This window comes from Enterobacter cloacae subsp. cloacae ATCC 13047, assembly GCF_000025565.1.
Lineage (GTDB): Bacteria > Pseudomonadota > Gammaproteobacteria > Enterobacterales > Enterobacteriaceae > Enterobacter > Enterobacter cloacae.
Genome location: NC_014121.1, coordinates 5,208,638 through 5,234,964 on the forward strand (window position 1 = coordinate 5,208,638; position 26,327 = coordinate 5,234,964).

Consider the following 26,327-nt stretch of genomic DNA (forward strand, 5'->3'; position numbering starts at 1 on the left):
TAAAACGGTGATTGCCTTCGCGTTACTGAAGTGAAGCATCCTTCCCCTGACGGATATCGCGCGGCGACCAGCTAAACTCGCGGCGAAAAAGGGTCGAAAAGTGATTACTGTCGCCGAAACCGCAGCGATAGGCGATATCCGTGACGCTTTCATCGGTGTGACGTAAAAGATGACGCGCCTTAATCAGGCGCAGACGATTGAGGTAGCGCTGGGGCGTTAGCCCGGTGTGCTGCTTGAGCTGACGATGGAGCGTGCGTAACGACAGCGAAAAATCATCCGCCAGCGTTTCCCAGCACACATCCTCGGCGAAATGGTCCTCCAGCCAGGCCATCAGCTGGTTCAGCCGCGCGTCGTTATTTGCCAGCCCTTCCACCAGAGAGCTGCGACGCAGCAGCACCAGCAGCTGCATAAACAGCAGCTCGCGGGTGGCAATGGCATGGGTCTCCTGCCCGTCCTCGCTCTGCTCCAGTTGATTCACCAGCTGGCGCACCTGCTGCAACGTGGACTGATTCACCCGCCAGTGAGACGGGTAGTGCCCATCCTGCTCCTGAGGCAGGAGCTTGTTCAACCCCGACAGAAACTGGAACGCGTCCGGCGAACGATAGAGCACGTTGGTCAGGCACAGATTGTCGGTATGTTCATACAAATGCCTGTCGTGATCGCGCACGAAGCACACCATACCGCCGCTGATGGTGTACGGCTGGCCGTTAAAGACATGAATGCCTGTCCCATGCTCGACAATCACAATTTCATGAAAATCATGATGATGTTCAGGAAACGCAGCCTGCGGGAGCCGTGGCTCAATCGCGACCGGAGACGTTCCCGACGGGAAAAAATCGACGCTGTGCAGTACGGTCATAACGGCCCCCACCAATGAGAAAAGTTCTCAAAATAGTAATTAAGGCCTTCCACACTCACCTTAAATTTTTGACAGCAAACGTCGCAAAAGCTGTCCATTTTTCAAGAAACAGACGGAAAAATCGGGAAATGCGGTCAGCGTCACATTGCCCGAAAACCCCGCCCTGACTGGAAATTGTGAACTCCCTCACGTTCATCTTTGCTTTCTTGCCAGCGCGAGATTCGGGCTGTCAGTGACGAGAAGGTGGTCTTTTCTTCCCTTTTTTACACTCAGCACCAATGACTTAAGAAGGGACCTGACCATGACTTTTCGCCATTGTGTGGCTGTCGATTTAGGCGCATCCAGCGGCCGCGTAATGCTCGCCACCTGGGACTGCGGCAAGCGCACACTTACGCTTCGCGAAATGCACCGTTTCGCCAACTGCCTGCAAAAACTGGACGGTTTTGATACCTGGGATATTGATGCCCTGGAAGCGGAGATCCGCACCGGACTGAACAACGTCTGCAACGACGGCATTCGCATCGACAGCATTGGCATTGATACCTGGGGGGTGGACTACGTTCTGCTCGACAGCCACGGCGACCGCGTCGGCCTGCCCGTCTCGTATCGCGACAGCCGCACCGACGGGCTGATGACACAGGCCATCGCGCAGCTTGGCAAGGACAACATCTATGGCCGCAGCGGCATTCAGTTTCTGCCCTTTAACACGCTGTATCAGCTGCGCGCGCTGGTTGAGCAGCAGCCGGAGCTGGTCAAAAAGGTGGCGCACGCGCTGCTGATCCCGGACTACTTAAGCTACCGGCTGACCGGCAACATGAACTGGGAATACACCAACGCCACCACCACGCAGTTGGTCAACATTAACACCGACAGCTGGGATGAAATCCTGCTGGCCTGGACCGGCGCTTCGCCTTCCTGGTTCGGCACGCCGACCCATCCGGGTAACGTAATCGGTTACTGGATTTGCCCGCAGGGGAATGAAATCCCGGTGGTCGCCGTCGCCAGTCACGACACCGCCAGCGCGGTGATTACATCTCCGTTGGCCGGTAAAGACGCGGCCTATCTCTCTTCCGGCACCTGGTCGCTGATGGGCTTTGAGAGCAAAACGCCGTACACCAGCGACGCCGCGATGGCAGCAAACATCACTAACGAAGGCGGTGCCGAAGGCCGCTACCGCGTGCTGAAGAACATCATGGGGCTCTGGCTGCTCCAGAGGATGCTGAAAGAGCAACACATTGCCGACCTGCCTGCGCTTATCGCAGAGACCGAAAAGCTGAAGGCCTGTACGTTCCTGATCAACCCGAACGACGACCGCTTTATTAACCCGGTGCATATGAGCGCCGAAATCCAGGCCGCCTGTTTCGAAGCCGGTCAGCCGGTGCCTTCCCGTCCTGCCGAGCTGGCGCGCTGCATTTTTGACAGCCTGGCCCTGCTCTACGCGGATGTTCTGAGCGAGCTGGCGAGCCTTCGCGGCAAACCGTTCAGCCAGCTGCATATCGTGGGCGGCGGCTGCCAGAACCAGCTGCTGAACCAGCTCTGCGCCGATGCCTGCGGCATCACCGTGGTGGCGGGTCCGGTGGAGGCCTCAACGCTCGGCAACATCGGTATTCAACTGATGACTCTGGACGAACTTTCAGACGTCGACGAATTCCGTTCGGTGGTCACCGCAAATACCCGCCTGACCACCTTCATCCCTAATCCCTGCCATGAAATTGCCCGCTACCGGGCGCAGTTTCAGCAAAAACGACTGACTAAGGAGCTTTGCGCATGACCACTCAACTTGAACAAGCCTGGGACCTGGCTAAACAGCGTTTCGCCGCCGTCGGCGTGGATGTCGACGCGGCGCTGCGCCAGCTCGACCGTCTGCCGGTCTCCATGCACTGCTGGCAGGGCGATGACGTCGCCGGCTTCGAGAACCCGGGCGGTTCTCTGACGGGTGGCATTCAGGCGACGGGTAACTATCCGGGCAAAGCGCGCAACGCCACCGAACTGCGTGCGGATCTGGAACTGGCGCTGAGTCTGATCCCGGGGCCAAAACGCCTGAACCTGCACGCGATCTATCTGGAGTCCGACGAGCCGGTGGCGCGTAACGCAATCAAACCGGAGCACTTTAAAAACTGGGTGAAATGGGCCAAAGCCAACAAGCTGGTTCTGGACTTCAACCCGTCCTGCTTCTCGCACCCGCTGAGCGCGGACGGGTTTACCCTTGCGCATGCCAACGACGAGATCCGTCAGTTCTGGATCGACCACGTTAAAGCCTGCCGCCGCGTCTCGGCCTGGTTTGGCGAGCAGCTTGGCACGCCGTCGGTGATGAACATCTGGATCCCGGACGGCATGAAAGACATCACCGTCGACCGTCTCGCCCCGCGCCAGCGCCTGCTGGCCGCGCTGGATGAGGCCATCAGCGAAAAACTCAACCCGGCACACCACATCGACGCGGTGGAGAGCAAGCTGTTCGGCATTGGCGCGGAGAGTTATACCGTCGGCTCGAACGAGTTCTACATGGGTTACGCCACCAGCCGCCAGACCGCGTTGTGCCTGGACGCCGGTCACTTCCACCCCACAGAAGTGATCTCCGACAAAATCTCCGCCGCCATGCTCTTCGTGCCGCGCCTGCTGCTGCACGTCAGCCGTCCGGTGCGCTGGGACAGCGACCACGTGGTGCTGCTGGATGACGAAACCCAGGCGATTGCCAGCGAAATCATCCGTCATGACCTGTTTGACCGCGTGCACATTGGCCTCGACTTCTTTGACGCCTCTATCAACCGCATCGCGGCATGGGTGATCGGCACCCGCAATATGAAAAAAGCCCTGCTGCGTGCGCTGCTGGAGCCAACCGCAGCGCTGAAACAGCTGGAAGCAAACGGCGACTACACCGCGCGCCTGGCGCTGCTGGAAGAGCAGAAATCCCTGCCGTGGCAGGCCGTGTGGGAGATGTACTGCCAGCGTAACGACACGCCGGCAGGCATCCAGTGGCTGGAAAACGTGCGGGCGTATGAGAAAGACGTGTTAAGTCAGCGCGGGTAATTTTGCCCTCACCCTAACCCTCTCCCAAAGGGAGAGGGAACTTTTACCCCCTCTCCCTGTGGGAGAGGGCTGGGGTGAGGGATTTCACCTCACCGCGATAACTGGAAAAGAAAACTATGCAGACCATCACCACCTCCTGGTTCGTCCAGGGCATGATCAAAGCCACCTCCGATGCCTGGCTGAAGGGCTGGGACGAGCGTAACGGCGGCAACCTGACGCTGCGCCTGGACGACGCAGATATCGAACCCTACACCGCCGATTTCCACCAGAAGCCGCGCTATATTGCCCTGAACCAGCCCATGCCGCTGCTCGCCAATACGCCGTTTATCGTCACCGGATCCGGCAAGTTCTTCCGTAACGTCCAGCTTGATCCTGAGGCCAACCTTGGCGTGGTGAAAGTGGACAGCGACGGCGCGGGCTACCACATCCTGTGGGGCCTGACCGATGAGGCGGTACCCACCTCTGAACTGCCGGCGCACTTCCTCTCCCACTGCGAGCGCATTAAGGCGACCAACGGCAAAGACCGCGTGATCATGCACTGCCACGCCACCAACCTGATCGCCCTGACCTACGTGCTGGAAAACAGCTCTGACTTCATCACCCGCAAGCTGTGGGAAGGCAGCACCGAGTGTCTGGTGGTCTTCCCGGACGGGGTCGGCATTCTGCCGTGGATGGTACCGGGCACCGACGAAATCGGCCAGGCGACCGCCAGAGATATGCAAAAACATTCGCTGGTGCTGTGGCCGTTCCACGGCGTCTTCGGCAGCGGCCCTACGCTTGATGAAACCTTCGGCCTGATCGACACCGCCGAGAAATCCGCTGAAGTGCTGGTAAAGGTTTATTCCATGGGCGGTATGAAGCAAACCATTACCCGTGAAGAACTTATTGCGCTCGGCAAGCGCTTCGGCGTAACCCCGCTCCGTTCAGCGCTGGAAATATATGCATAAACCCTCGCTGACCGGACGGTCCGGGCGATAGTTAAGGAGAATTATCATGAGCTTTATGTTGGCACTGCCAAAAATCAGCCTGCACGGCGCGGGCGCTATTGGCGACATGGTCAGGTTGTTGGCGAACAAACGGTGGGGCAAAGCGTTGATTGTCACCGACGGCCAGCTGGTGAAGCTGGGCCTGCTGGACAGTCTGTTTACCGCGCTGGATGCGCACCAGATGTCATATCAGCTGTTTGACGCGGTCTTTCCCAACCCGACGGAGGCGCTGGTGCAAAAAGGCTATGCAGCATACCGGGACGCGGAATGTGATTATCTTATCGCCTTTGGTGGCGGCAGCCCGATTGATACCGCCAAAGCGATTAAAATCCTCACCGCCAATCCGGGTCCGTCCACCGATTATTCCGGCGTCGGCAAGGTGAAAAACCCGGGCGTGCCGCTGGTGGCGATTAACACCACCGCAGGCACGGCGGCGGAGATGACCAGCAACGCGGTGATTATTGACTCCGCGCGTCAGGTGAAAGAGGTGATCATCGACCCGAACATCATTCCGGATATCGCCGTGGATGATGCCAGCGTGATGCTGGATATTCCTGCGTCCGTCACTGCCGCAACGGGAATGGATGCGTTAACGCACGCCATTGAAGCCTATGTGTCCGTTGGCGCGCACCCGCTGACCGATGCCAACGCGCTGGAAGCAATTCGCCTGATTAACCTGTGGCTGCCCAAAGCGGTCGACGACGGTCATAACCTGGAAGCACGCGAGCAGATGGCGTTTGGTCAGTATCTGGCGGGCATGGCGTTTAACAGTGCTGGCCTCGGCCTCGTGCATGCCCTGGCGCACCAGCCGGGCGCGACGCACAATCTGCCGCACGGCGTGTGTAACGCCATCCTGCTGCCGATCATCGAAAACTTTAACCGCCCGAACGCCGTAGCACGGTTTGCTCGCGTGGCGCAGGCGATGGGCGTCGACACGCGCGGCATGAGCGACGAGGCGGCCAGCATGTCAGCGATTCAGGCGATTCGCGACCTGAGCGCCCGCGTCGGCATTCCGTCCGGCTTCAGCCAGCTTGGTGTCACTAAAGCCGATATCGAAGGCTGGCTGGATAAAGCCCTCGCCGACCCGTGCGCGCCATGCAACCCGCGCACCGCCAGCCGCGACGAGGTGCGCGAGCTGTATCTGGAGGCATTATGATCCGCAAAGCCTTTGTAATGCAGGTAAACCCGGACGCGCACGAGGAGTACGCGCGTCGCCACAACCCCATCTGGCCCGAGCTGGAAGCGGTGCTGAAGGACCACGGCGCGCACCACTACGCCATTTATCTCGACCGGGAACGTAACCTGCTGTTTGCCACCGTAGAGATTGAATCGGAGGAGCGCTGGAACGCGGTCGCGAATACCGACGTCTGCCAGCGCTGGTGGAAACACATGCGTGATGTTATGCCGTCGAACCCGGACAACAGCCCGGTGAGTACCGGGCTGGAAGAGGTGTTTTATCTGGACTGACTGGTTAACGCTGCCGCGCCCGCGGCAGCGGCTATCTCCTGCCTGCTGCTGAGCGTAAACGCCGACACCACCGTAATTGCCAGCACGAAGCAGCCCAGCATCAGATACGTCTCCTGGAAGCCGATCCGGTCATACATATTTCCGGCAAAGGCGGAGAGGAAAATGGCCGCTGACTGTTTGGCAAACTGAAAGCCAATCAGATAGATAGTGGCCGAGAGTCGCGTATCAAACACGCCGGTGATGTACTTGAAGGCTCCCACCAGCAGGAACGGGACCTCCAGCGCGTGCAGCATTTTCAGGGCGATGACCTCCACGGCGGTGGTGGCAAACGACGAGCCGATGATGCGCGTCGCCATAATCAACCCGGCGATCAGCAGCGTATTTTTCGCGCCAATGCGGTTAATGATCCACGGCGAGCAGAACATGATGATGGCGTTACAGATCTCCCCCGCCGTCGTAGCGAAACCAAAGGCGCGAGTGCCCTCCTGCGGCGTGGCGAAGAAGGTTTTGAAGAAGGTGGCGAACTGCTGATCAAAAACGTCATAGACGCAGGCTACGCCAATCACGTACAGAATAAACATCCACATTCTGCGCTGACGGAACAGGTTAAAGACCTTTTTCGCGGTGATCTGCGGCTGGTTGGCCCCCAGGGCATTCATCACCTGTGCTGTTTGATTGGGCTTCGGCTTTGCGACCACCAGCAGCAGCATCAGCAACAGCGCCGCCGCCGATCCCATCCAGAAAACGTATGACGGATCGATACCAAACAGGATGCCCCCCGTTGAGGCGCACAGCCCCCAGCCGAGGCAGCCAAACATGCGCGCCTTGCCATATTCAAAGGCGCTGTTGCGGCTCACGCGTTCGATATAGGCCTCAATCGCCCCGGACCCGGCCGAGAAAACAAAGCCGATATACAGCCCGCCGCTCAGCGCGCCCAGCCAGATGTTGGTTTTCAGCAGCGGCGCGAAGACGTACAGGAAGAAGGGCGCGAACAGAAAGAGCAGTACAGAGATAATCCACAGCAGATGCTTTTTCAGCCCCAGCTTGTCCGAAATCACCCCCAGCACTGGCTGGAAGGCGATAGCCGACAGCGAAATGCAGGAGAAAACAATGCCGGTATGGGTTTTGTTCAGGCCGATGATGTCCGACAGCCAGATAGGCAAGAACGGAAAACAGGTGGCCATGATGAAGAAGTAGAGAAAGAAGAACAGCCCGAAGATCCAGAAGTTAGGGTTGTCTTTGTGGGTACAGGTTGTTGTGTTCATTATTTTTATCCTCAACGGAGGGCCAGTTTCCCGGCCCGTCACCCTTACACGCGTTCCACACCAATCAGAATGGCGGTTTCCGGATCGAGAATCGGCAGCGCAATACCCGCCTGCATCAGCCACTCACCGCTCACCGTTTGCGGTGTCTCCATCCATGCCGGCAGCTTGCGCATGGTGTGCCCGCCCTCTCCCGTAATCTGAATATTCGGGTGATCGAGCAGCGAGATACGGTACTGCGCGCTGGCCTCCAGCCCCGGCATGCGCAGCGGCATCATCAGGGTGTAATCCGGCATCGCGAGCTGGCTGACGATAAACAGTCCCTGCGACTTGTCTTCGCTCACGATCCCCTGTGCCAGCGTGGTGGCGTCCGGCATATCCACGCGCCACTGGGTGCCGTGGTGGATCACCTCGCGCCACTGCTTGTGCAGCGCAGCGTAATGGCGATAACCTTCGCGCTCTTTCTCATCGACGGTGAGCGGATCCAGCTCCAGTCCCATATGGCCAAACAGCGCCGTCAGGCCGCGGAAGGCAATGCTGTGCTGGCGGAACGTCGCGTGGCATTTATGATGACCGATATGCGCGCCCATCACCTCCGGCGGGAAGAAGTAGCTCATGCCGCGCTGAATAGCGTTGCGCTCCAGCGCGTCGTTGTTGTCGGACGCCCAGAAGCGATGGCAGCGGGTCAGCACCTCGTAATCGATTCGTCCGCCACCGGAGGAGCAGGATTCAAATTCAATATGCGGGAAACGCTCGCCCAGCACATCTAAAAGTCGATAAAACTGGCGGGTCTGCGCGTCGGCGGCGGCTCTGCCGTTATGGCCAGGCTGCACCAGCTCGCGGTTCATATCCCATTTCACATAATCAACCGCATGCTCACCCAGCAGCCAGCTCATGCGCTCCACCAGGTAATCAAACGCTTGCGGAATGTTCAGGTTGAGCACCAGCTGATGACGTCCTGTGGCCTGCCGGTAGCCGGGCAACGCCAATACCCAGTCGGGGTGCGCGCGGTAGAGATCGGAATCCGGGTTGATCATCTCCGGTTCAATCCAGATGCCGAACTCCATCCCGAGGTTTTTGACATGGTCGATCACTGGCCGCAGGCCGTTCGGGTATTTTTTCTCATCCAGATACCAGTCACCCAGCGCAGCATGGTCGTCGTTGCGCCCTTTAAACCAGCCGTCGTCGATGATAAAGCGTTCCACACCCAGCGCGGCCGCCTCGTCAGCCATACGCATGATGTAGTTCGGATCATGGTTGAAGTAGATCCCCTCCCAGGTGTTGAGATGGACCGGACGCGGTTTGTTTTCCGGGAAACGGATGATGTTGTCGCGCAGGTAGCGGTGAAACTGCTGGCTCATGCCGTTCAGCCCGTGCGCGGAGTAGCTCGCATAAAGGCGTGGCGTCCAGAGCGTTTGTCCCTCTTCCAGCGCCATCTCTCCTGGCAGGTAGAGCGCTTCCGCTTGCAGATAGCGACGGCCATCGGTTTTGGCTTCAGCGCGAAGGCGATGGTTGCCGCTCCAGCCCAGATGCACACCCCAGACATCGCCGTCCATTTCGCTGAACGACGGCGTGCCTGAAATGAGCGCCGGGAAGTGTTCGTGAGACGTTCTACCCCGGCGGTTCTCAATCACAAAGCTGTCATGCTCCAGCATGACGCGGTGCGGCTGGAATTCACGGATCCAGCGGCCATGAAACGCCATCACCTCCCGGGCGCGCTCCGCCACGGGCAGCGTGACGGCAAAACGGTCCATCTGCCACGCCTGCGATTTCAGGTTGGTTACGCCGTGCCGCACGACCAGCACGCCGCTGGCGTCCAGCGCCAGCTCGCTGGTCAGGCGCAGGCCCGCGTGTTCATCTTCTGCCGTTATCGTCAGGGTTTGTCCCTGCTGCTGCACGTCGGTGGTGCTGAAAACCGGGGAACCATCCAGCCCCTGCCGGTGCCCCTCAATGCCGGGTGAACCAAACAGGCCGTGTCCAGGTTCAGCCATCAGCGTAACCGGGGAATCCACGTCGAGCCTGCCGTTAGCCACCGGGCGTTCGAGCGTAGCGGCATCCTGCGGCGAAAAGTGCTGAAGGTGCGGCCCCCAGTAGAGAATTTCGGCAAACGGGTGCGTTTTTATCACCACGTCCACCGTGTTGCTTACGAGTCGAAAAACGGAATCTTGCATCAGACATCTCCAGTCATCGGGATGTCCTGAGTGTTGATCCGAAACGTTTCGGATACAAACCAAAACGTTTCGGTTCTGTGATCGGCTTTGGAATTTTGCGTGGTTTACGCCGTCTGGCCTGGGGAGAATTCCGGCTGCCAGAGCACCTGTAGTGTGTCGATGTCGTCGCCGTTAATCAGCTGGCGCACCATATCGGCAATCTGTTTCCCGACGCCCTGACGGGTAGACTGGATCACCGCCGCCACGTCGATATCGACGATGCTGTCCTGGGGCAAACCGTCGTAGACCACCAGCGATACGGCATTCTCGCCGGTTAAACGACCAAGCTGTGCCAGCGCCATTGCCGCGCCGTCGCCGTGGGTATTGCAGTCGGTGATGATGGCCGTGGGGGGTTGCGGCAGAGAGAGCAGCTCTTTTGTTGTGGCGTAGCCGACCCGGCGGGAAGGCGGCATGGCGCGCAGCCACTCGCTGGACAGCCCGGCTTCACGCAGCGCATCCAGATACCCCTGGCGACGCTGGGTGATAAACGCCTGGTTGTTACTTTCGCCGAGCAAAGCAATACGCTGATGGCCTTTTTCGATCAGCCAGCGGGTGGCCTGATACGTACCGGCGTAGTTGTCGAAATCAAACCATGCATAGGGCTGCGGCAGCTGACTGCGTCCGAGAGCCAGAAAGGGGAACCCGGCAGCCTGAAGCTGCTCCAGGCGCGGATCGTGATCCAGCGTGTGCGCCACAATCAGCGCATCCACGCGACGGCTTTGCACCATGCGCATATAGCTGTGTTTATCGGCCAGATCGTCATCGGCAATCAGCAGGAGATCGATTTCATGTCGCGCAAGTTCGTGGCTAATTTCGCCGACCATGTCCATAAATACGCTGTTATTGAGCGGAACAGGATGTACCGGAAAAACCAGCCCCACCGCGTCGATCTTGCCCATCTTCAGACGACGGGCAAAGGTATTAGGACGATAGCCGCGTCGCTGGGCTTCCGCTTCCACGCGGGCGCGCGTCTCGCTGGAGACGTCGTCATATCCGTTGAGGGCACGACTGACGGTGGTAACCGAAAGCCCCAGTTCTTTGGCGATAGCTTTAAGCGACATGCGTTTCCGTTTCCTGGTTAATTTTGTTCCGCCACCAGTAGCGCGTAGGTGTCTGGCTCCAGGGCCTTGAAGATATGCGGTTCGTCGGCGGGATAGCAAATGTAATCCCCTGCCTCCAGCACCTCAGCGGCATCAAGCAGACCGACCAGCGCCCGGCCCTGGGTCACAATAATATGTTCAACTGACCCCGGTGAATGGGGCTGGGAAATACGATCGGCACCTGGCTGGGTGATGAGCAGGTAGACATCGCGCCGCGCACCCGGGGGACATGCCGCCAGCAGAATGGCTTCGTAATTGGCCTGCCCGGCGACCACTTTTGTGCCTTCACCGCGGCGGATCACCTGCGTGGTCGGCTGCTGCGGCTCCAGCAACCGTGCAAAGGGAATATCCAGCGCCACACATAGCGACCACAGCGTCTCAAGGCTGGGATTGCCATTGCCGGACTCCAGCTGCGAAAGTGTGGATTTGGCGATACCGGCACGGCGGGCAATTTCCGCCAGTGAAAGTCCGGTTCGCAGGCGTTCTCGCACCAGACTTTTGGCGATCACGCTGATTGGCTGCGTCATAAACGGCCTCTTGTTCTATAAATCGAACGATTCGTTCATCTTGTAAACCGAATCTGATCCGTTCATTATAATGGATACACGTTCGATATGGCTAAAATTGTATGAAACGTTCTCTCTCTTGCCTGAAAGGCGACACCATCAAAGCAATTATCCTCGTTTGCCTCGCCGTTGGCGTGGTGGGGATGTCATACGGCTCGCTGGCGATGGCCTACGGTTTCCCGCTGTGGGTACCGTTTGTACTGTCTATTACCGTGCTGGCGGGGGCCTCGGAGTTTATGTTTATCGGTATCGTGGCGAGCGGGGGTAACCCACTGGCGGCGGCCGCGGCCGGGCTGCTGGTGAACGCCCGCCATGTGCCGTTTGGCGTTACGGTGCGCGAGCTGGTGGGTAAACGCGGTTTAAGTTTTTTGGGCTGCCACATCATGAACGACGAAAGCGTGGTGTTTGGGCTGTCGCAAAAAACCCCGGAGCAGCGCAAAACGGCCTACTGGCTGTGCGGCCTGGGCGTTGCCATCCTCTGGCCGCTGGGTACCCTGCTGGGTGCCATGGTCGGAAAACTGTTGCCGGCCCCGGAAACCATCGGGCTGGACGCGGTATTTCCGGCCATTTTGCTGGCCTTAGTGGTTCCGGCGTTTAAAAACCGCACCACGCTTATCCGCGCCTGCAGCGGCGCCGCCCTGTCGCTGGCCGCCGTACCGTTCGCTCCGGTGGGCTTACCGGTACTGCTCTCTTTACTCGGTCTCGCCGCGAGGAAAAAATAATGGAAAACATGACCTTCTTTATCCTCGGTATCGCCATTCTGTCAGCAGGGACCTATCTGATGCGTCTTGGCGGGGCGAAACTGGGTAGCCGACTGGCGCTGTCCGAGCGATCTCAGGCGCTGCTGTCGGATGCGGCAACGGTGTTGCTGTTTTCCGTGGCGCTGGCGACCACCTTCTGTGAAGGGGAACATTTCGCCGGAATGGCGCGGGTGCTGGGCGTGGCGTTTGCGGTGTTTCTGGCCTGGCGAAAAATGCCGTTAATTGTGGTGATCGTGGCGGCGGCGGTCGTTACGGCGCTGCTGCGTCTGGCGGGCATGGCATAAAAAAGCCCGACAGCACGCGTCCGTCGGGCAAGGCGGCGTTTACTGCGCCGCGAGGGTAACGTAATTCACCGTCAGCATTTCTTCGAGCTCCGCCGTGTTGCCGATCCTGAACGCGTTATCGTTGAGATAAGTGACCACCGAGAGCATAACAACCAGCTGTTTTCCCGCCACCTCGCTGCCGTTCACCGCCACAAGCGACGTATCCGGTGGCAGCGTAACCTCCGCTGCACCCGCGGTGACCTGCGCCGCGCCGCGCGGCACGGCCGCCAGCTGCACGGCACCATTATCCATGCGGGCCTCTTTCGCCGTGATTTTCAGCACCCCGTTGTCGCTAAAGCGATACGCTTTATTTCCACGGGCCGGGCCGTCCACCTGCAGACGGATCTTGCGCGCGTCCGGGCAGATCACCGACACCTGGATCTCACGTTCTGACGAGGCATAACCCCGGTACGTTTTTCCGGCAATATCCGTGCTGACCTCGCGCATCGCCTCCCGACGTAGCAGACCATTATTGATACTCTTTACTGACGAAACCACCTGACACTCTTCTTCTGCCAGGACGAAGGGAGCATGGCTGAGGGCGACGCAGGCCAGCAGCAGTAAACACGTGCGACGAATAATCAGAGACATTTTCCGTTTATCTCCTCGTAGAATTGAGTGGGATCCGCTTCCGGCAAGGTGAAACTCAGCGTGCAACGGCCAGTATCCTGCTTCGCATACAGCGTCTGGCTGGCGGAAATATCATTCAGGAAAATGATGCCGTCTTCCGGTGCAGAGGTGATGTACTCCCCTTTCCCGTTCACGACAGAGACGCCTTTCGGTAACGGCGTGCCGTCCGCGCGCGTAATGTTCAGCAGCACGCGGCGCTGGCTCAGCGTGGTGAACTTCCAGTGAGCAAATGCTCCGTGGGAGGCCTTCAGCGACGCATGACCGTTGCTGACGTCCACATTGCCCGGCAGGCTTTGGGTATCTATTTCAACCGTACTTTCGCTGAACGGTGTCAGGGCGGGCACAACCGCTCTGCCCCATTTGTCCGTCCAGACGTTACCGCGCGGGGTACCTATCGCCACCCCGGCAACGGGCTTGTCCAGCGCCACAACCGCATAGGTATCTGTTACCGGATAAGGTGAGAAGGTGACGCCATCACCGTGCGCGACAATGCCGCCGCTCAGTGCGATCGAGGAGTTACGGTTACTTTCATTGTCACCGCCAATCCCCAACGCGAGCGTGGTGTAGTGCAGGTTACTGTTCAGCGAACCATCCCAGTTGGTTACGCTGTCATCGTGATCCTGAGAGACGCCCACCGTGTAGGTGTTTTCATCGTTAAATGACCCCATGGCGCGGGTCCCGTAAGAGGCTTTGCCCTCGTTTTCACGGTACCAGCTGTTGGTGGAAACGCCGGTGCGGCCCAGCGGCACAGAGACGTTCACATAAAACATATCGCTGTCGCTGGTGTACTTATCACCGTGGCTGATGTCTGATTCCCAGTTTACGCTGACGTTAAAATAGCGGAACGACCGCGACCATGACGAAATGATGCGGCGGCTGTCGTATTCGCTGTTCCAGGTCTGGTTGTTGTAATAGCTCAGAGAGAAACGGCCCAGCGTCGGGTTCGACCAGCTCACGCCAACGTTGGTGTCGTATTTCGTGGTCGAGTAGTCATCGTCATCGCTGTATAACTCCTGCATTTCACGATACTTCGGCGTACCGTAGCTCCCGCCAAGGGACAGGCCGAGCCCCCACGGTAAGGCGTAGCCGAGATCCAGCGTGGTTTTGTTACCGTCGGTTTGCGAGAGGTTATCAATGGAGCCGAGAAAACCCAGCGAGGCATACATATGCTGCATCGGCACGGTGTCAATGTTGGCGGAGAAACCGTAATAGTGGTTATCTGCCATCACCATGCCGGCGAGAAAGTTCATCCGGTTATTAATGGACCAGCCGTTTGATGCGGCGACAATCCACGGCTGCGTAAAGTTTGTCTCCATATCCTCTGCACGCCCGACGGCCAGTGAAAACCCCGGCGCGCGGCCCACGTGGTTGCTACGGAAGGTGCTGGCGGAAACCGTAAAATGGCTTTCGCTGCCGTCGGTTTCTGTCACCGTGACCTTTAAATCCGTGTTCAGGTTAGCAACCGGCACATCGCTTAAGGTGAACGGCCCGGCTGGCACCAGCGTGGAGAAGATCAGCTGTCCACCCTGGCGAATGTCCACGCGCGCCTGGGCGTTGCGGGCAATACCGCTCACCTCAATACCGCTGCTGTAGCCCGGCAGGAGAGCGTTATCCGGCATCATCTGTACGCCATAGATGCCGGGGATACTGAAGCGGCTGTTGGCGATGTTAATTTGCCCGCCCTGCACCATCACGCCGTAGTCGGTAAAGGTGCGTTGTGCGTAGGTGTAGAGCGATTCGCTCTCGAACGACATGTCGCTGCCGTCGCTGATAAACTGCGAACTGCGCACAATCCAGTCGCCTGCGTTAAAGCCAAATTCAAACGAAGACTGAAAACGATCGGACTTATCATCATCAAAGTCGTAATGGGTGCCAAACATGGAGTAGTTCAGCATAGCCGCGCGTCCGCCACGCACGTCAGCCACCTGGCGGCCACTTTCCGGGTTAATGGCCTCCGGCGGAACAACCAGTGAAATTTCGTCTACGTCTGGAGAAGTGACGACCGTTGCGTTTTTCCAGTACTGGTGAATTGAAGGGCACGTTTCACGCTTGAGTTTTTTATATAATCCGGCGGCGTCCAGAAATTCCCCATCAATACACGGAAGACCTTCATCATTAAATTTCACGGGCATAATGCCGCGCTTTTTGCCGTTAATAAGCACGGTGACATTATGGTAACCCGGCATGAATCGCGGGGCGACGGCATAATAGTCAGCAATAGCCGGATCGAGGCCATTCTCTTTTAACGCCTGGGTATCGAAAAACGCTCTTGCCAGCTCCATAGTGGGCGCTGCCGTTGGCAGAATCTCTGCACGAATTCCGAATGCCACCGCGCTCAGGCAAAATGCCAGCACGCCTGTTTTACAGGGGGAAATTTTCATGGCCACTCCGTCGGGTATTATTATTTTACTTCAGCAACGTAAGAACTGGCTTTATAGCCAAAGCGGGTAGCAGGGTACATTTCTACCTTGTTATTCTGCCCGGATATTTTGTTTTCTGACGTCGCTATCATCGTCTGGCCGGGAAGAATATAGCTTTTGTCAAATTTGACCTTAATTCGTGACGGTAATAATGTGGCGTTTTGCTCCATACGCACCACATAAGGCGTATCGTTTACCACCGTCAGGTTGCCATTTTTAATCTGCCAGCGCAGATCTTTCCACGGCTCCATATTCACGTCGAGACCCGCCGGGTGAATAATGACCGGGAGATTCTGGCTGAACACCATTTTCACTTTATTCTGCTCTCGTTGCGGAATAGTGGAAAAAATGACGCGTTTTAAGTGTTCTGTTTTTAATTTTTCCGCGCTGTCTTTTAAGACAAAGCGGACACGCTGCGTTTTACCGGCATTTACACGCACCACCGGTTGAGTAACAATAACACCGGGTGTGGGATCATCCGGTAAATCGACAATACGGGTATAAAGAAGCTGGGCGGTATCGTCGCTATTTTTCACATCCATGCTCGCTCCCCGCTCGTCTTCGTTAATCAACAGCAGGGAAGTATCTGGCACCATACCGGCGGCAAATGTCTGCAACGACGAAAGCAGGCAAACGCAGAGCAACGTTTTTTTAGAGAGAATCATAATATTAGTCCGTTAATATTGATGGAAACTGCTCCCCTAATCAGAGGAGCAGTGAATTATCAGCACTGTGATAATCAGAGGTAAACCAGCTCAACGTTGGTTAAACCGTCCAGCGTCACTTCATCCGTGACGTTTAAATCGTTGGTTGGGTTGATTGTGGCGCTCACAGCAACCTTAAAGTTGATCTTGCTTTCTGCAGAAGGCGCGCCACTCGTTTTATCTGAAGCAAAGGCATAAATTTCAGAATTGTCACTGTAAATTTGCATATAGTCGGCGCCTCTAACAACCCAGCCTTTTCCACCATCTATACTCGCCAATGGATAAAGCGGGTCCCCATTACTGTTAGTGTTTGCACCTTGAGTACGGAATAACGCTAATGCATAGGCACCAATTTTTTTATCGTTATACATTCCCAGACCAAACACAGTAGATGGCGAACCGGTAAAGCCATTACCCATTACGACTTTTTCAGTGGGTGAAGAGTCATCACGCGAATCGGTAAACTTCACAGCAACACGCGTGGCTTCTTCACAGGTAATGGCAACAGGAATTTCTTTCATTTCCGTCAGCGGGGTCATGCTGGTCGAGTTGAGTGAGGCAACCTTCATGGTACCAAAGTCAGCCACACCGCCACCGCTTGGGAAGGCTGGAGTGCATGAGGATGGAAGGATTTTACCTGTTACTTTAATATCAATGCTTTGTGCAGCCATAGCTGTATTAACCGACATGGCTAACGCTGTAACCAGCATTCCTTTTTTGATCAATGCGTTCATTCAATTTCCTTATTAAGGTGAAATACAAAAGAAAGCCAAATGCCAACATTTGGCCGAGGGTATCGATAAGCAATATTAATTGCCGGAAAATACCAGCATCAATAACCGCTATCAATTGTCTGACCCATCTTTAGGATTTAGACCTGAGGAATTCCTTAACTATTAAGATCAATTATTTGGAATATGAATGTAAATAGCGCCAGCGGCTTAAAAGCATTGAAGGGAATTATGTTATCGACAGTCTTATCAGACAAATTATTTAAGAGGGTTATTTAACGATAAGCGTTAAACAGGAATAACAATTGAGAAGAGGGGGGGAAGTATCGCCTTTGCAAGCGAGAAGCAGGATGGCTTTATGTTTACACCTGTCCCCGCTCCGAAGAGCAAGGGACAGTGGCAACACAACTTATTTGTTCAGTTCCGCGGTCATATGTACGCGGTTACCAGAGAATGCCTGAGTAATTTTGTAAGAGGACGCGCCCGCTTCCTGAGCCTGAGCGGCGATTTTCGCTTCTGCGCCATCCAGCGTGGAGGCGGAAGCGGTGACAGTCTGTGCAGCGAAAGAACCGAATGAAGCAGCCAGAGCGATTACAGCGACAAAAGTTTTGATGCTTTTCATGATATAAACCCTTTCGTTAAGTTGTTTTGATAAGGCACCGTGCCTTGATGAGATAAATACTAGACCTCATGACCGACAACTAAAAGCGGAAGGATTTGCTAATATCATTCAAAATTACTGATCAACAATTAAACGCTGAGGATGCGTGTAAACGGTAGCCCTTCCCGGTTTGCAGAAGCCGACCAGCGTCAGGTTACAACGCTCTGCCACCTCTACCGCCAGCGTCGTTGCCGCCGAGACCGCAAACAGGATTTCGACGCCGCACATCGCAGACTTTTGCACCATCTCGTAGCTGGCGCGGCTGGAAACCAGCGCTGCGCCGTGCTGCCAGAGATCGCTCTCCCGCGCCCGACGCCCCATCAGTTTATCCAGTGCCACATGACGTCCCACGTCTTCATGCCCACCGGCGATGTCGCCTGATGGCAGAACCCATGCCGCCGCATGCGTACAGCCGCTCAACTGACCAATGGGCTGCACGTCGTTGAGGTGGGCAAGCGCGTGGTCGAGGTTGGCCAGATTGAAGGTCTGCGTAAAGGGCAGCGGCGTGACCGGTTTGCCGATATCGTTCAGTTGCTCAACGCCACAGACGCCGCACCCTGTTCGCCCGGCCAACGCGCGACGACGCTCCTTCAGCCCCATAAAGCGACGACTGGAGAGTTCGATCTGCACTTCCAGACCGTTGCAGGCCTGAACCACATCCATGCCGTAAATGTCCTGCGGATGCGCAATGATGCCTTCCGAGAGCGAAAACCCGATGGCGAACAGTTCAAGATCTTTTGGCGACGCCATCATCACAACGTGCGAGATGCCGTTGTACACCAGGGCGACGGGAACTTCTTCCGCCAGAAAATCGGGCGTGGCGTGGGTAATGTGAGGGGGTCGATGCACCGACAGCTCCACAATGCCTGCTGGCAGCGGTGACGAGTGGGTAGCACGGTTTTGTTTAGACACAACGGTTTTCCTGAACAACCACGGAGGTGAGCCTGCTATTGCAGCATAAACCACAGGCCTTACGCATAGTATGGATCAACTTTTCAGCACCCAACCGCCTCAAGTTTACCTACTCATTCTGGAGAGGTGCAACCGGCGCCATGCTACACCCCTGTAACATGCGTGGTTAATAATGTGATTGATATCACACTTTATAATCAACACGGTGATAATACGTTCACTTTGTATTAACGCCATTGGAACAGGCGTACCGACATTGTGGTATTCTGGTGATATCCCCCGGAGAAATGAGGGATTAACGCAAATTTTTCTCCTTTGCGGTCATTATTCAACCGCGAAGTCAAAACTACATATGTAAGCAATGTCGAAACAAGGAGTGACCCATGCAGGTCAGCAGAAGGCAGTTCTTTAAGATCTGCGCTGGCGGTATGGCAGGCACCACGGCAGCGGCACTGGGCTTTGCGCCTGGCGTAGCGCTGGCGGAAACGCGGCAGTATAAACTGCTGCGCACCCGTGAAACCCGTAATACCTGTACGTACTGCTCTGTCGGTTGCGGGCTGTTAATGTATAGCCTCGGCGACGGTGCTAAAAACGCCAAAGCGTCTATCTTCCACATAGAAGGCGACCCGGACCATCCGGTCAACCGCGGCGCGCTGTGCCCGAAAGGGGCCGGTCTGGTGGACTTTATCCACTCCGAAAGCCGTCTGAAATTCCCGGAATATCGCGCGCCTGGCTCTGATAAATGGCAGCAAATCAGCTGGGAAGAAGCATTTGACCGCATCGCTAAACTGATTAAAGAAGACCGCGATGCCAACTTTATTGCGAAGAACGCCGACGGCGTGACGGTCAACCGCTGGCTCTCGACCGGGATGCTCTGTGCATCGGCTTCCAGTAACGAAACCGGCTATTTAACCCAGAAATTCACGCGCGCACTCGGTATGCTCGCGGTCGACAACCAGGCGCGTGTCTGACACGGACCAACGGTAGCAAGTCTTGCTCCAACATTTGGTCGCGGTGCGATGACCAACCACTGGGTCGACATCAAGAACGCCAACCTCATTGTGGTGATGGGCGGTAACGCCGCTGAAGCGCACCCTGTCGGGTTCCGCTGGGCGATGGAAGCCAAAATCCACAACGGTGCGAAACTGATTGTGATCGATCCCCGCTTTACGCGTACAGCGTCAGTGGCGGATTTCTACACCCCTATTCGTTCAGGTACTGACATCACTTTCCTGTCAGGCGTATTGCTGTACCTGATGACTAACGAAAAATACAACCGCGAATACACCGAAGCCTATACCAACGCCAGCCTGATCGTGCGTGAGGATTACCACTTCGAAGATGGCCTGTTCAGCGGTTACGACGCCGAAAAACGCAAGTACGACAAAACCAGCTGGAACTACGAGCTGGACGAGAACGGCTTTGCGAAGCGCGACACCACCCTGCAACACCCGCGCTGCGTGTGGAACCTGCTGAAAGAGCACGTTTCCCGCTATACGCCGGATGTTGTTGAGAACATCTGTGGTACGCCAAAGGCTGACTTCCTGAAGGTCTGCGAGCTTATCGCCGAAACCAGCGCGAAAGACAAAACCGCGTCGTTCCTGTATGCCCTCGGCTGGACGCAACACTCCATTGGTGCGCAGAACATCCGTACCATGGCGATGGTTCAGCTGCTGCTCGGCAACATGGGGATGGCAGGCGGCGGCGTGAACGCCCTGCGCGGTCACTCCAACATTCAGGGTCTGACCGACCTCGGCCTGCTGTCACAAAGCCTGACGGGTTATATGAACCTGCCAAGCGAGAAACAACCGGACCTGCAAACCTACCTGACGGCCAGCACGCCAAAACCGCTGCTTGAAGGCCAGGTGAACTACTGGGGCAACTATCCGAAGTTCTTCGTCTCGCTGATGAAAGCCTTCTACGGCGACAAAGCGACGGCGGAAAATAGCTGGGGCTTTGACTGGCTGCCGAAGTGGGACAAAGGTTACGACGTGCTGCAGTACTTCGAGATGATGCACCAGGGTCAGGTCAACGGCTACATTTGCCAGGGCTTTAACCCGGTCGCCTCGTTCCCGAACAAGAACAAGGTTGTCGAGTCGCTGTCGAAACTGAAGTTCCTGATTACCATCGACCCGCTCAACACCGAGACCTCTACCTTCTGGCAGAACCACGGTGAATCGAACGACGTCGATCCGTCAAAAATTCAGACCGAAGTGTTCCGTCTGCCATCAACCTGCTTCGCGGAAGAGAACGGTTCTATCGTCAACTCTGGCCGCTGGCTGCAGTGGCACTGGAAAGGTGCGGACGCCCCGGGCATCGCCATGAACGACGGCGAGATCCTGGCCGGTATCTTCTTACGCCTGCGTAAGATGTACGCGGCAGAAGGCGGCGCGAACCCGGAACCGGTTCTGAACATGACCTGGAACTACTCGACGCCGGAGAATCCATCCCCGGAAGAAGTGGCGATGGAGAGCAACGGTAAGGCGCTGGCGGACGTTATCGACCCGGCCACCGGTACCGTGCTGGCGAAGAAAGGCGATCAGCTCAGCACCTTCGCGCACCTGCGTGATGACGGCACCACCTCAAGCGGTTGCTGGATCTTTACCGGTAGCTGGACGCCGAAAGGCAACCAGATGGCCAACCGCGATAACGCTGACCCATCGGGCCTTGGCAATACGCTGGGCTGGGCTTGGGCATGGCCGCTGAACCGCCGCATCCTCTATAACCGTGCCTCCGCTGACCCGCAGGGCAACCCGTGGGATCCGAAGCGTCAGCTTCTGAAATGGGACGGCGCGAAATGGGGCGGCGTGGATATTCCGGACTACAGCACTGCCGCACCAGGCAGCGATGTCGGGCCGTTTATCATGCAGCCTGAAGGGATGGGACGCCTGTTTGCCATCGATAAAATGGCGGAAGGGCCGTTCCCGGAACACTATGAGCCGTTTGAAACGCCGCTGGGTACTAACCCGCTGCACCCGAACGTGGTCTCTAACCCGGCTGCCCGTATCTTTAAGGGCGACTTTGAAGCGCTGGGTAAAAAAGACAAGTTCCCGTACGTGGGCACCACTTACCGTCTGACCGAGCACTTCCACTACTGGACCAAGCACGCGCTGCTTAACGCCATCGCGCAGCCGGAACAGTTTGTGGAGATCGGCGAGAAGCTGGCGAACAAGCTCGGCATTGCCCATGGCGATACCGTGAAGGTCTCCTCCAACCGTGGCTATATCAAGGCCAAGGCGGTAGTGACCAAGCGTATTCGCACGCTGAACGTTCACGGTCAGCAGGTGGATACCATCGGTATTCCGATTCACTGGGGTTATGAGGGCGTGGCGAAGAAAGGTTTCATTGCGAACACCCTGACGCCATTCGTCGGTGATGCGAACACGCAGACGCCGGAGTTTAAGGCCTTCCTCGTGAACGTGGAAAAGGTGTAACGGAGACGACTTATGGCTTATCAATCTCAGGACATTATTCGTCGTTCCGCGACTAACGGTTTCACGCCCGCGCCTCAGGCGCGGGACCACCAGCAGGAAGTGGCGAAGCTTATCGACGTTACCACCTGTATCGGCTGTAAAGCCTGTCAGGTGGCCTGTTCAGAGTGGAACGACCTCCGTGACGAAGTGGGTCACAACGTCGGGGTGTACGACAACCCGGCCGACCTGACCGCCAAGTCCTGGACGGTAATGCGTTTCTCTGAAGTGGAGCAGAACGACAAACTGGAATGGCTTATCCGCAAAGATGGCTGTATGCACTGTGCGGATCCGGGCTGCCTGAAGGCGTGTCCGTCAGAAGGGGCTATCATTCAGTATGCCAACGGCATTGTCGACTTCCAGTCCGAGCAGTGCATCGGCTGCGGCTACTGCATCGCGGGCTGCCCGTTTGACGTGCCGCGACTGAACCCGGAAGACAACCGCGTCTACAAATGTACGCTGTGCGTTGACCGCGTGAACGTTGGCCAGGAGCCAGCCTGCGTGAAGACCTGTCCAACCGGCGCCATCCACTTTGGCTCCAAAGAGGATATGAAAACGCTGGCGGCCGAACGCGTGGGTGAACTGAAAACCCGTGGTTACGATAACGCTGGCCTGTACGATCCGGCCGGTGTGGGCGGTACGCACGTCATGTACGTGTTGCACCATGCCGACAAGCCGAATCTGTATCACGGCCTGTCGGAGAACCCGGAAATCAGCGCCACCGTGAAGTTCTGGAAAGGCATCTGGAAACCGCTGGCAGCGGTAGGCTTTGCTGCCACCTTCGCAGCGAGCATCTTCCACTACGTCGGCGTCGGTCCGAACCGCGCGGAAGAGGAAGACGACAACCTGCATGAAGAGAAAGACGAGGTGCGCAAATGAAAAAACGTGACACCATCGTGCGCTACACCGCGCCGGAACGCATCAACCACTGGGTCACCGCCTTCTGCTTTATGCTGGCGGCGATAAGCGGGCTGGGGTTCTTCTTCCCGTCCTTCAACTGGCTGATGCAGATACTGGGTACGCCACAGCTGGCGCGCATCCTTCACCCGTTCGTGGGTGTGGTGATGTTTGCCTCGTTTATCATCATGTTTTTCCGTTACTGGCACCATAACCTAATCAATCGGGATGATATCTTTTGGGCGAAGAATATTCGTAAGATCGTCGTCAACGAGGAAGTGGGTGACACCGGGCGTTATAACTTCGGCCAGAAGTGCGTATTCTGGGCGGCGATTATCTTCCTGGTCCTGTTGCTGGTGAGCGGCGTGATCATCTGGCGTCCGTACTTTGCGCCTGCTTTCTCAATCCCGGTGATCCGATTCGCGCTGATGCTGCATTCATTTGCCGCAGTGGCGTTAATTGTGGTTATCATGGTGCATATTTACGCCGCCCTCTGGGTGAAAGGCACCATTACCGCGATGGTGGAAGGATGGGTAACCAAAACGTGGGCGAAGAAACATCACCCGCGTTGGTACCGTGAAGTCCGCCAGAAACAGGAAAAGTCATCTGAATGAGTATTCGCATAATCCCGCAAGATGAGCTGGGGTCGAGCGAGAAACGCACGGCGGAATATATTCCGCCGTTGTTATTCCCCAGACTCAAGAACCTCTACAACCGCCGTGCAGAGCGCCTGCGCGAGCTGGCAGAGAACAACCCGCTGGGCGATTTTCTGCGTTTTGCCGCGCTGGTTGCCCATGCGCAGGAAGTGGTGCTGTACGACCACCCGCTGCAAATGGATCTGACTGCGCGCATCAAAGAAGCCAGTGAGCAGGGCAAGCCGCCGCTGGATATTCACGTCCTGCCGCGTGACAAGCACTGGCATAAGCTGCTGCATTCTCTGATTGCCGAGCTGAAGCCCGAGATGAGCGGCACCGCGCTGGCGGTCATTGAGAACCTGGAAAAAGCCTCCGATCAGGAGCTGGAAGAGATGGCGAGCGCGCTGTTTGCCTCTGACTTCTCGCTGGTCAGCAGCGATAAAGCGCCGTTTATCTGGGCTGCGCTGTCGCTCTACTGGGCGCAAATGGCCAGTCTGATCCCCGGTAAAGCGCGCGCCGAATACGGCGAAGCGCGCCAGTTCTGTCCGGTGTGTGGCTCAATGCCGGTCTCCAGCATGGTACAGATCGGCACCACCCAGGGGCTGCGCTACCTGCATTGCAACCTGTGTGAAACCGAGTGGCATGTGGTGCGCGTGAAGTGCAGCAACTGCGAGCAGACCCGCGATCTGAACTACTGGTCACTGGAAAATGAAGACGCGGCGTTAAAAGCCGAAAGTTGCGGCGATTGCGGTACGTATCTGAAGATTCTGTATCAGGAAAAAGACCCGAAAGTTGAAGCGGTGGCCGACGATCTCGCCTCGCTGATTCTGGACGCCAAAATGGAGCAGGAGGGCTTTGCCCGTAGCTCTATCAACCCGTTCCTGTTCCCGGGTGAAGGGGAGTAATCTCCCTCATTAGCCCGGCAAGCTACTTTGCTGTCGGGCTAATTAATCTGATAAAGCCGAAATAACGTGCTGTGGATCGTTCGCAATTGCACGCAACAATGCCTTTGCGGGACCGGTAGGCGAACGTCGTCCTTGTTCCCAGTTACGCAACGTATCAACGCTGACTGAGATTAAGTTCGCGAATTTACTTTGGGACAACCCAGACGCCTGACGAATTTCTTTGATTTTCATCGCATCGATTTGAAAGGTGCGCGACGGCTCGCGTTTCCCCCCGACAATGTCATCCATCTGAGCTATGCTTTGTGTTAATCGCTCAAACAGTGCCTTATCCATTTACCACCTCTCAATCATCTTTTTCAGAATGGCTTTTTCTCTCGCGGACAGGTCATCTTTGATCCCTTTGCGATAGATGAGCAGCAATCTGATTTCAAATTCGTGGGTACGATGAAAATAAATAACCCTTACTCCACCGCGCTTTCCCCTGCCTCCTGAAAGCCAACGAATCTTTCGCAGCCCCCCGGTATTCTGGATCAGATCGCCATAATCAGGTTGTGTTGCCAGGAACACCTGGAGCTTATGGTATTCGTCGTCATCCAGTAACGTTTTGACGTCTTCTGTGAAGATATCCGTTTCAATGAATAGCATAAATTATACGCCATTGGCTTAGAGTAACACATCTCAAATGTACGTCAATGACGTACCCCTATGTGAGGTACGTTATTGAGTTTTCAGTAATATATCCATTTATTTCATTGAGTGAAGTTGGTTTCTGCGAGCCTTTTTCCAAATCTCTGGATCTACTTAATTTGATTGTTTTCATCTGCCTTCATACAGGTTATAAGACTGTGCATACATACAGCAAAAGGACATCACCATGGCACTGGAAAAGGGTATTGATAGGCTTGTGCAGGATTTTATCGCTGCAGACCGACCTTGCGCGCGTAAGCAGAGTATTGATGACCGGAGAGCCGGATATGTAGCCAGCACTGTACTTGCCGGCGAGACCGAAACCCGCGTGCAGGTTGAAACGCTTGTCATTGATGGCCTTACCTTTCGGGTATTCTCGCCTCTCAATGTCTCTGAAACGTTACCCTGTGCCCTCTACTACCATGGCGGTTGTTTTGTCAGCGGTGGGTTTGCAACCCATGACAATCAGCTCCGCCAGCTGGCGTATTACGGTCAGTGTCGGGTGGTTGCGGTTCAGTACAGGCTGGCACCGGAGCATACCTTCCCCGCTGCGCATGATGATGCAGAGAGAGCGGCGGAGCTTGTCTGGCAACATGCAGAAAAAGTCGGTGTGGATAAAAACCGGATTACGCTTTGTGGTGACAGTGCAGGCGGCCATCTGGCGCTGGTCACCGCGCTGCGGCTCAAGGCTAAAACACAGTGGAATCCGGCCCAGCTTATCCTTATCTACCCTATGCTCGACGCCACAGCCAGCTTTGCAAGCTACACCCATAATGGGCAGGACTACGTTATCACGCGCGATACGCTGCTGAGTGGTTATGACATGTACCTGGCAGAGACAGACCGCCGGGACCCTGAAGCCAGCCCACTCTGGCGGGATGATTTCAACGGCCTGCCGCCGGTACACATTATTACCGCCGAGTACGATCCGCTATGCGACGAGGGTCAAGCGCTTTATCAACATATGACAGAACAAGGGGTTATTTGCACAGCGCAGCATTGGCTGGGTGTCATCCACGGCTTCTTCCAGCTTGGCGGCGTCAGTCCATCAGCGCGAGATGTTCTTCGGGACATCGCCTGGCGGATCAACTCCGCCCGGCGATAACATCGGGGA

General features: G+C 56.4%; 25 protein-coding genes. 12 read left to right on the forward strand and 13 right to left on the reverse strand.

Annotated features, from left to right (window positions below; genetic code table 11):
* Positions 1-22 precede the first annotated feature (22 nt).
* Complete coding sequence (gene rhaS / locus ECL_RS25285; protein ID WP_013099335.1) at positions 23-859, reverse strand: HTH-type transcriptional activator RhaS; 837 nt, start codon at positions 857-859, stop codon at positions 23-25.
* A 301-nt stretch (positions 860-1,160) separates the two neighbouring features.
* On the opposite strand from rhaS, the gene rhaB reads away from it, so the two are divergent.
* The 5 genes from rhaB to rhaM all read left to right on the forward strand — a co-directional run bounded on the left by rhaB (position 1,161) and on the right by rhaM (position 6,339).
* Positions 1,161-2,630 carry a rhamnulokinase gene (gene rhaB, locus ECL_RS25290; protein WP_013099337.1) on the forward strand — a complete coding sequence of 490 codons (1,470 nt, stop codon included), beginning with the start codon at positions 1,161-1,163 and terminating at the stop codon, positions 2,628-2,630.
* A complete protein-coding gene (rhaA, locus tag ECL_RS25295) occupies positions 2,627-3,886 on the forward strand; it encodes an L-rhamnose isomerase (RefSeq protein ID WP_013099338.1) in 1,260 nt (419 codons plus the stop codon). Before rhaB ends, rhaA begins: the two co-directional genes overlap by 4 nt.
* Before the next feature lie 116 nt (positions 3,887-4,002).
* Positions 4,003-4,833, forward strand: coding sequence for a rhamnulose-1-phosphate aldolase (gene rhaD / locus ECL_RS25300; RefSeq protein ID WP_013099339.1), 831 nt, complete (start codon positions 4,003-4,005; stop codon positions 4,831-4,833).
* A gap of 46 nt (positions 4,834-4,879) precedes the next feature.
* A complete protein-coding gene (gene fucO / locus ECL_RS25305) occupies positions 4,880-6,028 on the forward strand; it encodes a lactaldehyde reductase (protein WP_013099340.1) in 1,149 nt (382 codons plus the stop codon).
* Positions 6,025-6,339, forward strand: coding sequence for an L-rhamnose mutarotase (gene rhaM / locus ECL_RS25310; RefSeq protein WP_013099341.1), 315 nt, complete (start codon positions 6,025-6,027; stop codon positions 6,337-6,339). The genes fucO and rhaM overlap by 4 nt, the downstream gene beginning before the upstream one ends.
* Here rhaM and ECL_RS25315 read toward each other — a convergent pair.
* The 4 genes from ECL_RS25315 to ECL_RS25330 form a co-directional block, all read right to left on the reverse strand.
* Positions 6,327-7,604 (reverse strand): MFS transporter, encoded by a 1,278-nt coding sequence (locus ECL_RS25315; RefSeq protein WP_013099342.1) that lies wholly within the window; start codon positions 7,602-7,604, stop codon positions 6,327-6,329. The two genes, rhaM and ECL_RS25315, sit on opposite strands and share 13 nt — an antisense overlap.
* Positions 7,605-7,648: 44 nt before the next feature.
* Positions 7,649-9,772: an alpha-galactosidase gene (locus ECL_RS25320; protein WP_044159123.1), complete on the reverse strand. Its 2,124-nt coding sequence runs from the start codon at positions 9,770-9,772 to the stop codon at positions 7,649-7,651.
* A gap of 104 nt (positions 9,773-9,876) precedes the next feature.
* Complete coding sequence (locus ECL_RS25325) at positions 9,877-10,971, reverse strand: LacI family DNA-binding transcriptional regulator (protein ID WP_255250413.1); 1,095 nt, start codon at positions 10,969-10,971, stop codon at positions 9,877-9,879.
* The gene (locus ECL_RS25330; RefSeq protein WP_013099345.1) at positions 10,890-11,438 is read right to left on the reverse strand and encodes a helix-turn-helix domain-containing protein; all 549 of its coding nucleotides are present in this window, start codon (positions 11,436-11,438) and stop codon (positions 10,890-10,892) included. Before ECL_RS25330 ends, ECL_RS25325 begins: the two co-directional genes overlap by 82 nt.
* A gap of 101 nt (positions 11,439-11,539) precedes the next feature.
* On the opposite strand from ECL_RS25330, the gene ECL_RS25335 reads away from it, so the two are divergent.
* Positions 11,540-12,199 (forward strand): AzlC family ABC transporter permease, encoded by a 660-nt coding sequence (locus ECL_RS25335; protein WP_013099346.1) that lies wholly within the window; start codon positions 11,540-11,542, stop codon positions 12,197-12,199.
* On the forward strand, positions 12,199-12,522 hold the full coding sequence (locus tag ECL_RS25340; protein ID WP_013099347.1) for an AzlD domain-containing protein: 324 nt from the start codon (positions 12,199-12,201) through the stop codon (positions 12,520-12,522). Before ECL_RS25335 ends, ECL_RS25340 begins: the two co-directional genes overlap by 1 nt.
* A gap of 39 nt (positions 12,523-12,561) precedes the next feature.
* Here ECL_RS25340 and ECL_RS25345 read toward each other — a convergent pair whose 3' ends face one another.
* From ECL_RS25345 to fdhD, 6 genes are all read right to left on the reverse strand, one after another.
* The gene (locus ECL_RS25345; protein WP_013099348.1) at positions 12,562-13,152 is read right to left on the reverse strand and encodes a DUF1120 domain-containing protein; all 591 of its coding nucleotides are present in this window, start codon (positions 13,150-13,152) and stop codon (positions 12,562-12,564) included.
* Positions 13,143-15,572 (reverse strand): fimbrial biogenesis outer membrane usher protein, encoded by a 2,430-nt coding sequence (locus ECL_RS25350; protein WP_013099349.1) that lies wholly within the window; start codon positions 15,570-15,572, stop codon positions 13,143-13,145. Before ECL_RS25350 ends, ECL_RS25345 begins: the two co-directional genes overlap by 10 nt.
* Before the next feature lie 20 nt (positions 15,573-15,592).
* Positions 15,593-16,276: a fimbria/pilus chaperone family protein gene (locus ECL_RS25355; RefSeq protein WP_013099350.1), complete on the reverse strand. Its 684-nt coding sequence runs from the start codon at positions 16,274-16,276 to the stop codon at positions 15,593-15,595.
* Between the two features lie 74 nt (positions 16,277-16,350).
* Positions 16,351-17,049, reverse strand: a complete 699-nt coding sequence (locus tag ECL_RS25360; protein ID WP_013099351.1) for a DUF1120 domain-containing protein — start codon at positions 17,047-17,049, stop codon at positions 16,351-16,353.
* 406 nt (positions 17,050-17,455) lie between these two features.
* The gene (locus ECL_RS25365) at positions 17,456-17,668 is read right to left on the reverse strand and encodes a YdgH/BhsA/McbA family protein (RefSeq protein ID WP_013099352.1); all 213 of its coding nucleotides are present in this window, start codon (positions 17,666-17,668) and stop codon (positions 17,456-17,458) included.
* Positions 17,669-17,782: 114 nt separating this feature from the next.
* The gene (fdhD, locus tag ECL_RS25370; protein ID WP_013099353.1) at positions 17,783-18,619 is read right to left on the reverse strand and encodes a formate dehydrogenase accessory sulfurtransferase FdhD; all 837 of its coding nucleotides are present in this window, start codon (positions 18,617-18,619) and stop codon (positions 17,783-17,785) included.
* A 383-nt stretch (positions 18,620-19,002) separates the two neighbouring features.
* On the opposite strand from fdhD, the gene fdnG reads away from it, so the two are divergent.
* Genes fdnG through fdhE form a run of 4 tightly spaced genes read left to right on the forward strand, consistent with a single transcriptional unit; the run spans position 19,003 to position 24,526 of the window.
* Entirely contained in the window at positions 19,003-22,053 is a 3,051-nt protein-coding gene (fdnG, locus tag ECL_RS25375; protein WP_086527976.1) for a formate dehydrogenase-N subunit alpha, read from the forward strand.
* Positions 22,054-22,065: 12 nt separating this feature from the next.
* A complete protein-coding gene (fdxH, locus tag ECL_RS25380; protein WP_013099356.1) occupies positions 22,066-22,968 on the forward strand; it encodes a formate dehydrogenase subunit beta in 903 nt (300 codons plus the stop codon).
* Entirely contained in the window at positions 22,965-23,600 is a 636-nt protein-coding gene (gene fdoI / locus ECL_RS25385; RefSeq protein WP_013099357.1) for a formate dehydrogenase cytochrome b556 subunit, read from the forward strand. The genes fdxH and fdoI overlap by 4 nt, the downstream gene beginning before the upstream one ends.
* Positions 23,597-24,526: a formate dehydrogenase accessory protein FdhE gene (gene fdhE / locus ECL_RS25390; protein WP_013099358.1), complete on the forward strand. Its 930-nt coding sequence runs from the start codon at positions 23,597-23,599 to the stop codon at positions 24,524-24,526. Before fdoI ends, fdhE begins: the two co-directional genes overlap by 4 nt.
* Positions 24,527-24,568: 42 nt before the next feature.
* On the opposite strand, the gene ECL_RS25395 is transcribed toward fdhE, so the two are convergent.
* The gene (locus ECL_RS25395; protein WP_013099359.1) at positions 24,569-24,859 is read right to left on the reverse strand and encodes a helix-turn-helix domain-containing protein; all 291 of its coding nucleotides are present in this window, start codon (positions 24,857-24,859) and stop codon (positions 24,569-24,571) included.
* A complete protein-coding gene (locus tag ECL_RS25400; protein ID WP_013099360.1) occupies positions 24,860-25,171 on the reverse strand; it encodes a hypothetical protein in 312 nt (103 codons plus the stop codon).
* A 229-nt stretch (positions 25,172-25,400) separates the two neighbouring features.
* On the opposite strand from ECL_RS25400, the gene ECL_RS25405 reads away from it, so the two are divergent.
* Entirely contained in the window at positions 25,401-26,318 is a 918-nt protein-coding gene (locus ECL_RS25405; protein ID WP_013099361.1) for an alpha/beta hydrolase, read from the forward strand.
* The last annotated feature ends 9 nt before the right edge of the window (positions 26,319-26,327 follow it).

What these genes read in the sequence shown, in the direction of transcription:
- rhaS (WP_013099335.1), bottom strand. Translation starts at nt 859, where the DNA reads ATGACCGTACTGCACAGCGTCGATTTTTTCCCGTCGGGAACGTCTCCG.
- rhaB (WP_013099337.1), top strand. Translation starts at nt 1,161, where the DNA reads ATGACTTTTCGCCATTGTGTGGCTGTCGATTTAGGCGCATCCAGCGGC.
- rhaA (WP_013099338.1), top strand. Translation starts at nt 2,627, where the DNA reads ATGACCACTCAACTTGAACAAGCCTGGGACCTGGCTAAACAGCGTTTC.
- rhaD (WP_013099339.1), top strand. Translation starts at nt 4,003, where the DNA reads ATGCAGACCATCACCACCTCCTGGTTCGTCCAGGGCATGATCAAAGCC.
- fucO (WP_013099340.1), top strand. Translation starts at nt 4,880, where the DNA reads ATGAGCTTTATGTTGGCACTGCCAAAAATCAGCCTGCACGGCGCGGGC.
- rhaM (WP_013099341.1), top strand. Translation starts at nt 6,025, where the DNA reads ATGATCCGCAAAGCCTTTGTAATGCAGGTAAACCCGGACGCGCACGAG.
- ECL_RS25315 (WP_013099342.1), bottom strand. Translation starts at nt 7,604, where the DNA reads ATGAACACAACAACCTGTACCCACAAAGACAACCCTAACTTCTGGATC.
- ECL_RS25320 (WP_044159123.1), bottom strand. Translation starts at nt 9,772, where the DNA reads ATGCAAGATTCCGTTTTTCGACTCGTAAGCAACACGGTGGACGTGGTG.
- ECL_RS25330 (WP_013099345.1), bottom strand. Translation starts at nt 11,438, where the DNA reads ATGACGCAGCCAATCAGCGTGATCGCCAAAAGTCTGGTGCGAGAACGC.
- ECL_RS25335 (WP_013099346.1), top strand. Translation starts at nt 11,540, where the DNA reads ATGAAACGTTCTCTCTCTTGCCTGAAAGGCGACACCATCAAAGCAATT.
- ECL_RS25340 (WP_013099347.1), top strand. Translation starts at nt 12,199, where the DNA reads ATGGAAAACATGACCTTCTTTATCCTCGGTATCGCCATTCTGTCAGCA.
- ECL_RS25345 (WP_013099348.1), bottom strand. Translation starts at nt 13,152, where the DNA reads ATGTCTCTGATTATTCGTCGCACGTGTTTACTGCTGCTGGCCTGCGTC.
- ECL_RS25350 (WP_013099349.1), bottom strand. Translation starts at nt 15,572, where the DNA reads ATGAAAATTTCCCCCTGTAAAACAGGCGTGCTGGCATTTTGCCTGAGC.
- ECL_RS25355 (WP_013099350.1), bottom strand. Translation starts at nt 16,276, where the DNA reads ATGATTCTCTCTAAAAAAACGTTGCTCTGCGTTTGCCTGCTTTCGTCG.
- ECL_RS25360 (WP_013099351.1), bottom strand. Translation starts at nt 17,049, where the DNA reads ATGAACGCATTGATCAAAAAAGGAATGCTGGTTACAGCGTTAGCCATG.
- ECL_RS25365 (WP_013099352.1), bottom strand. Translation starts at nt 17,668, where the DNA reads ATGAAAAGCATCAAAACTTTTGTCGCTGTAATCGCTCTGGCTGCTTCA.
- fdxH (WP_013099356.1), top strand. Translation starts at nt 22,066, where the DNA reads ATGGCTTATCAATCTCAGGACATTATTCGTCGTTCCGCGACTAACGGT.
- fdoI (WP_013099357.1), top strand. Translation starts at nt 22,965, where the DNA reads ATGAAAAAACGTGACACCATCGTGCGCTACACCGCGCCGGAACGCATC.
- fdhE (WP_013099358.1), top strand. Translation starts at nt 23,597, where the DNA reads ATGAGTATTCGCATAATCCCGCAAGATGAGCTGGGGTCGAGCGAGAAA.
- ECL_RS25395 (WP_013099359.1), bottom strand. Translation starts at nt 24,859, where the DNA reads ATGGATAAGGCACTGTTTGAGCGATTAACACAAAGCATAGCTCAGATG.
- ECL_RS25400 (WP_013099360.1), bottom strand. Translation starts at nt 25,171, where the DNA reads ATGCTATTCATTGAAACGGATATCTTCACAGAAGACGTCAAAACGTTA.
- ECL_RS25405 (WP_013099361.1), top strand. Translation starts at nt 25,401, where the DNA reads ATGGCACTGGAAAAGGGTATTGATAGGCTTGTGCAGGATTTTATCGCT.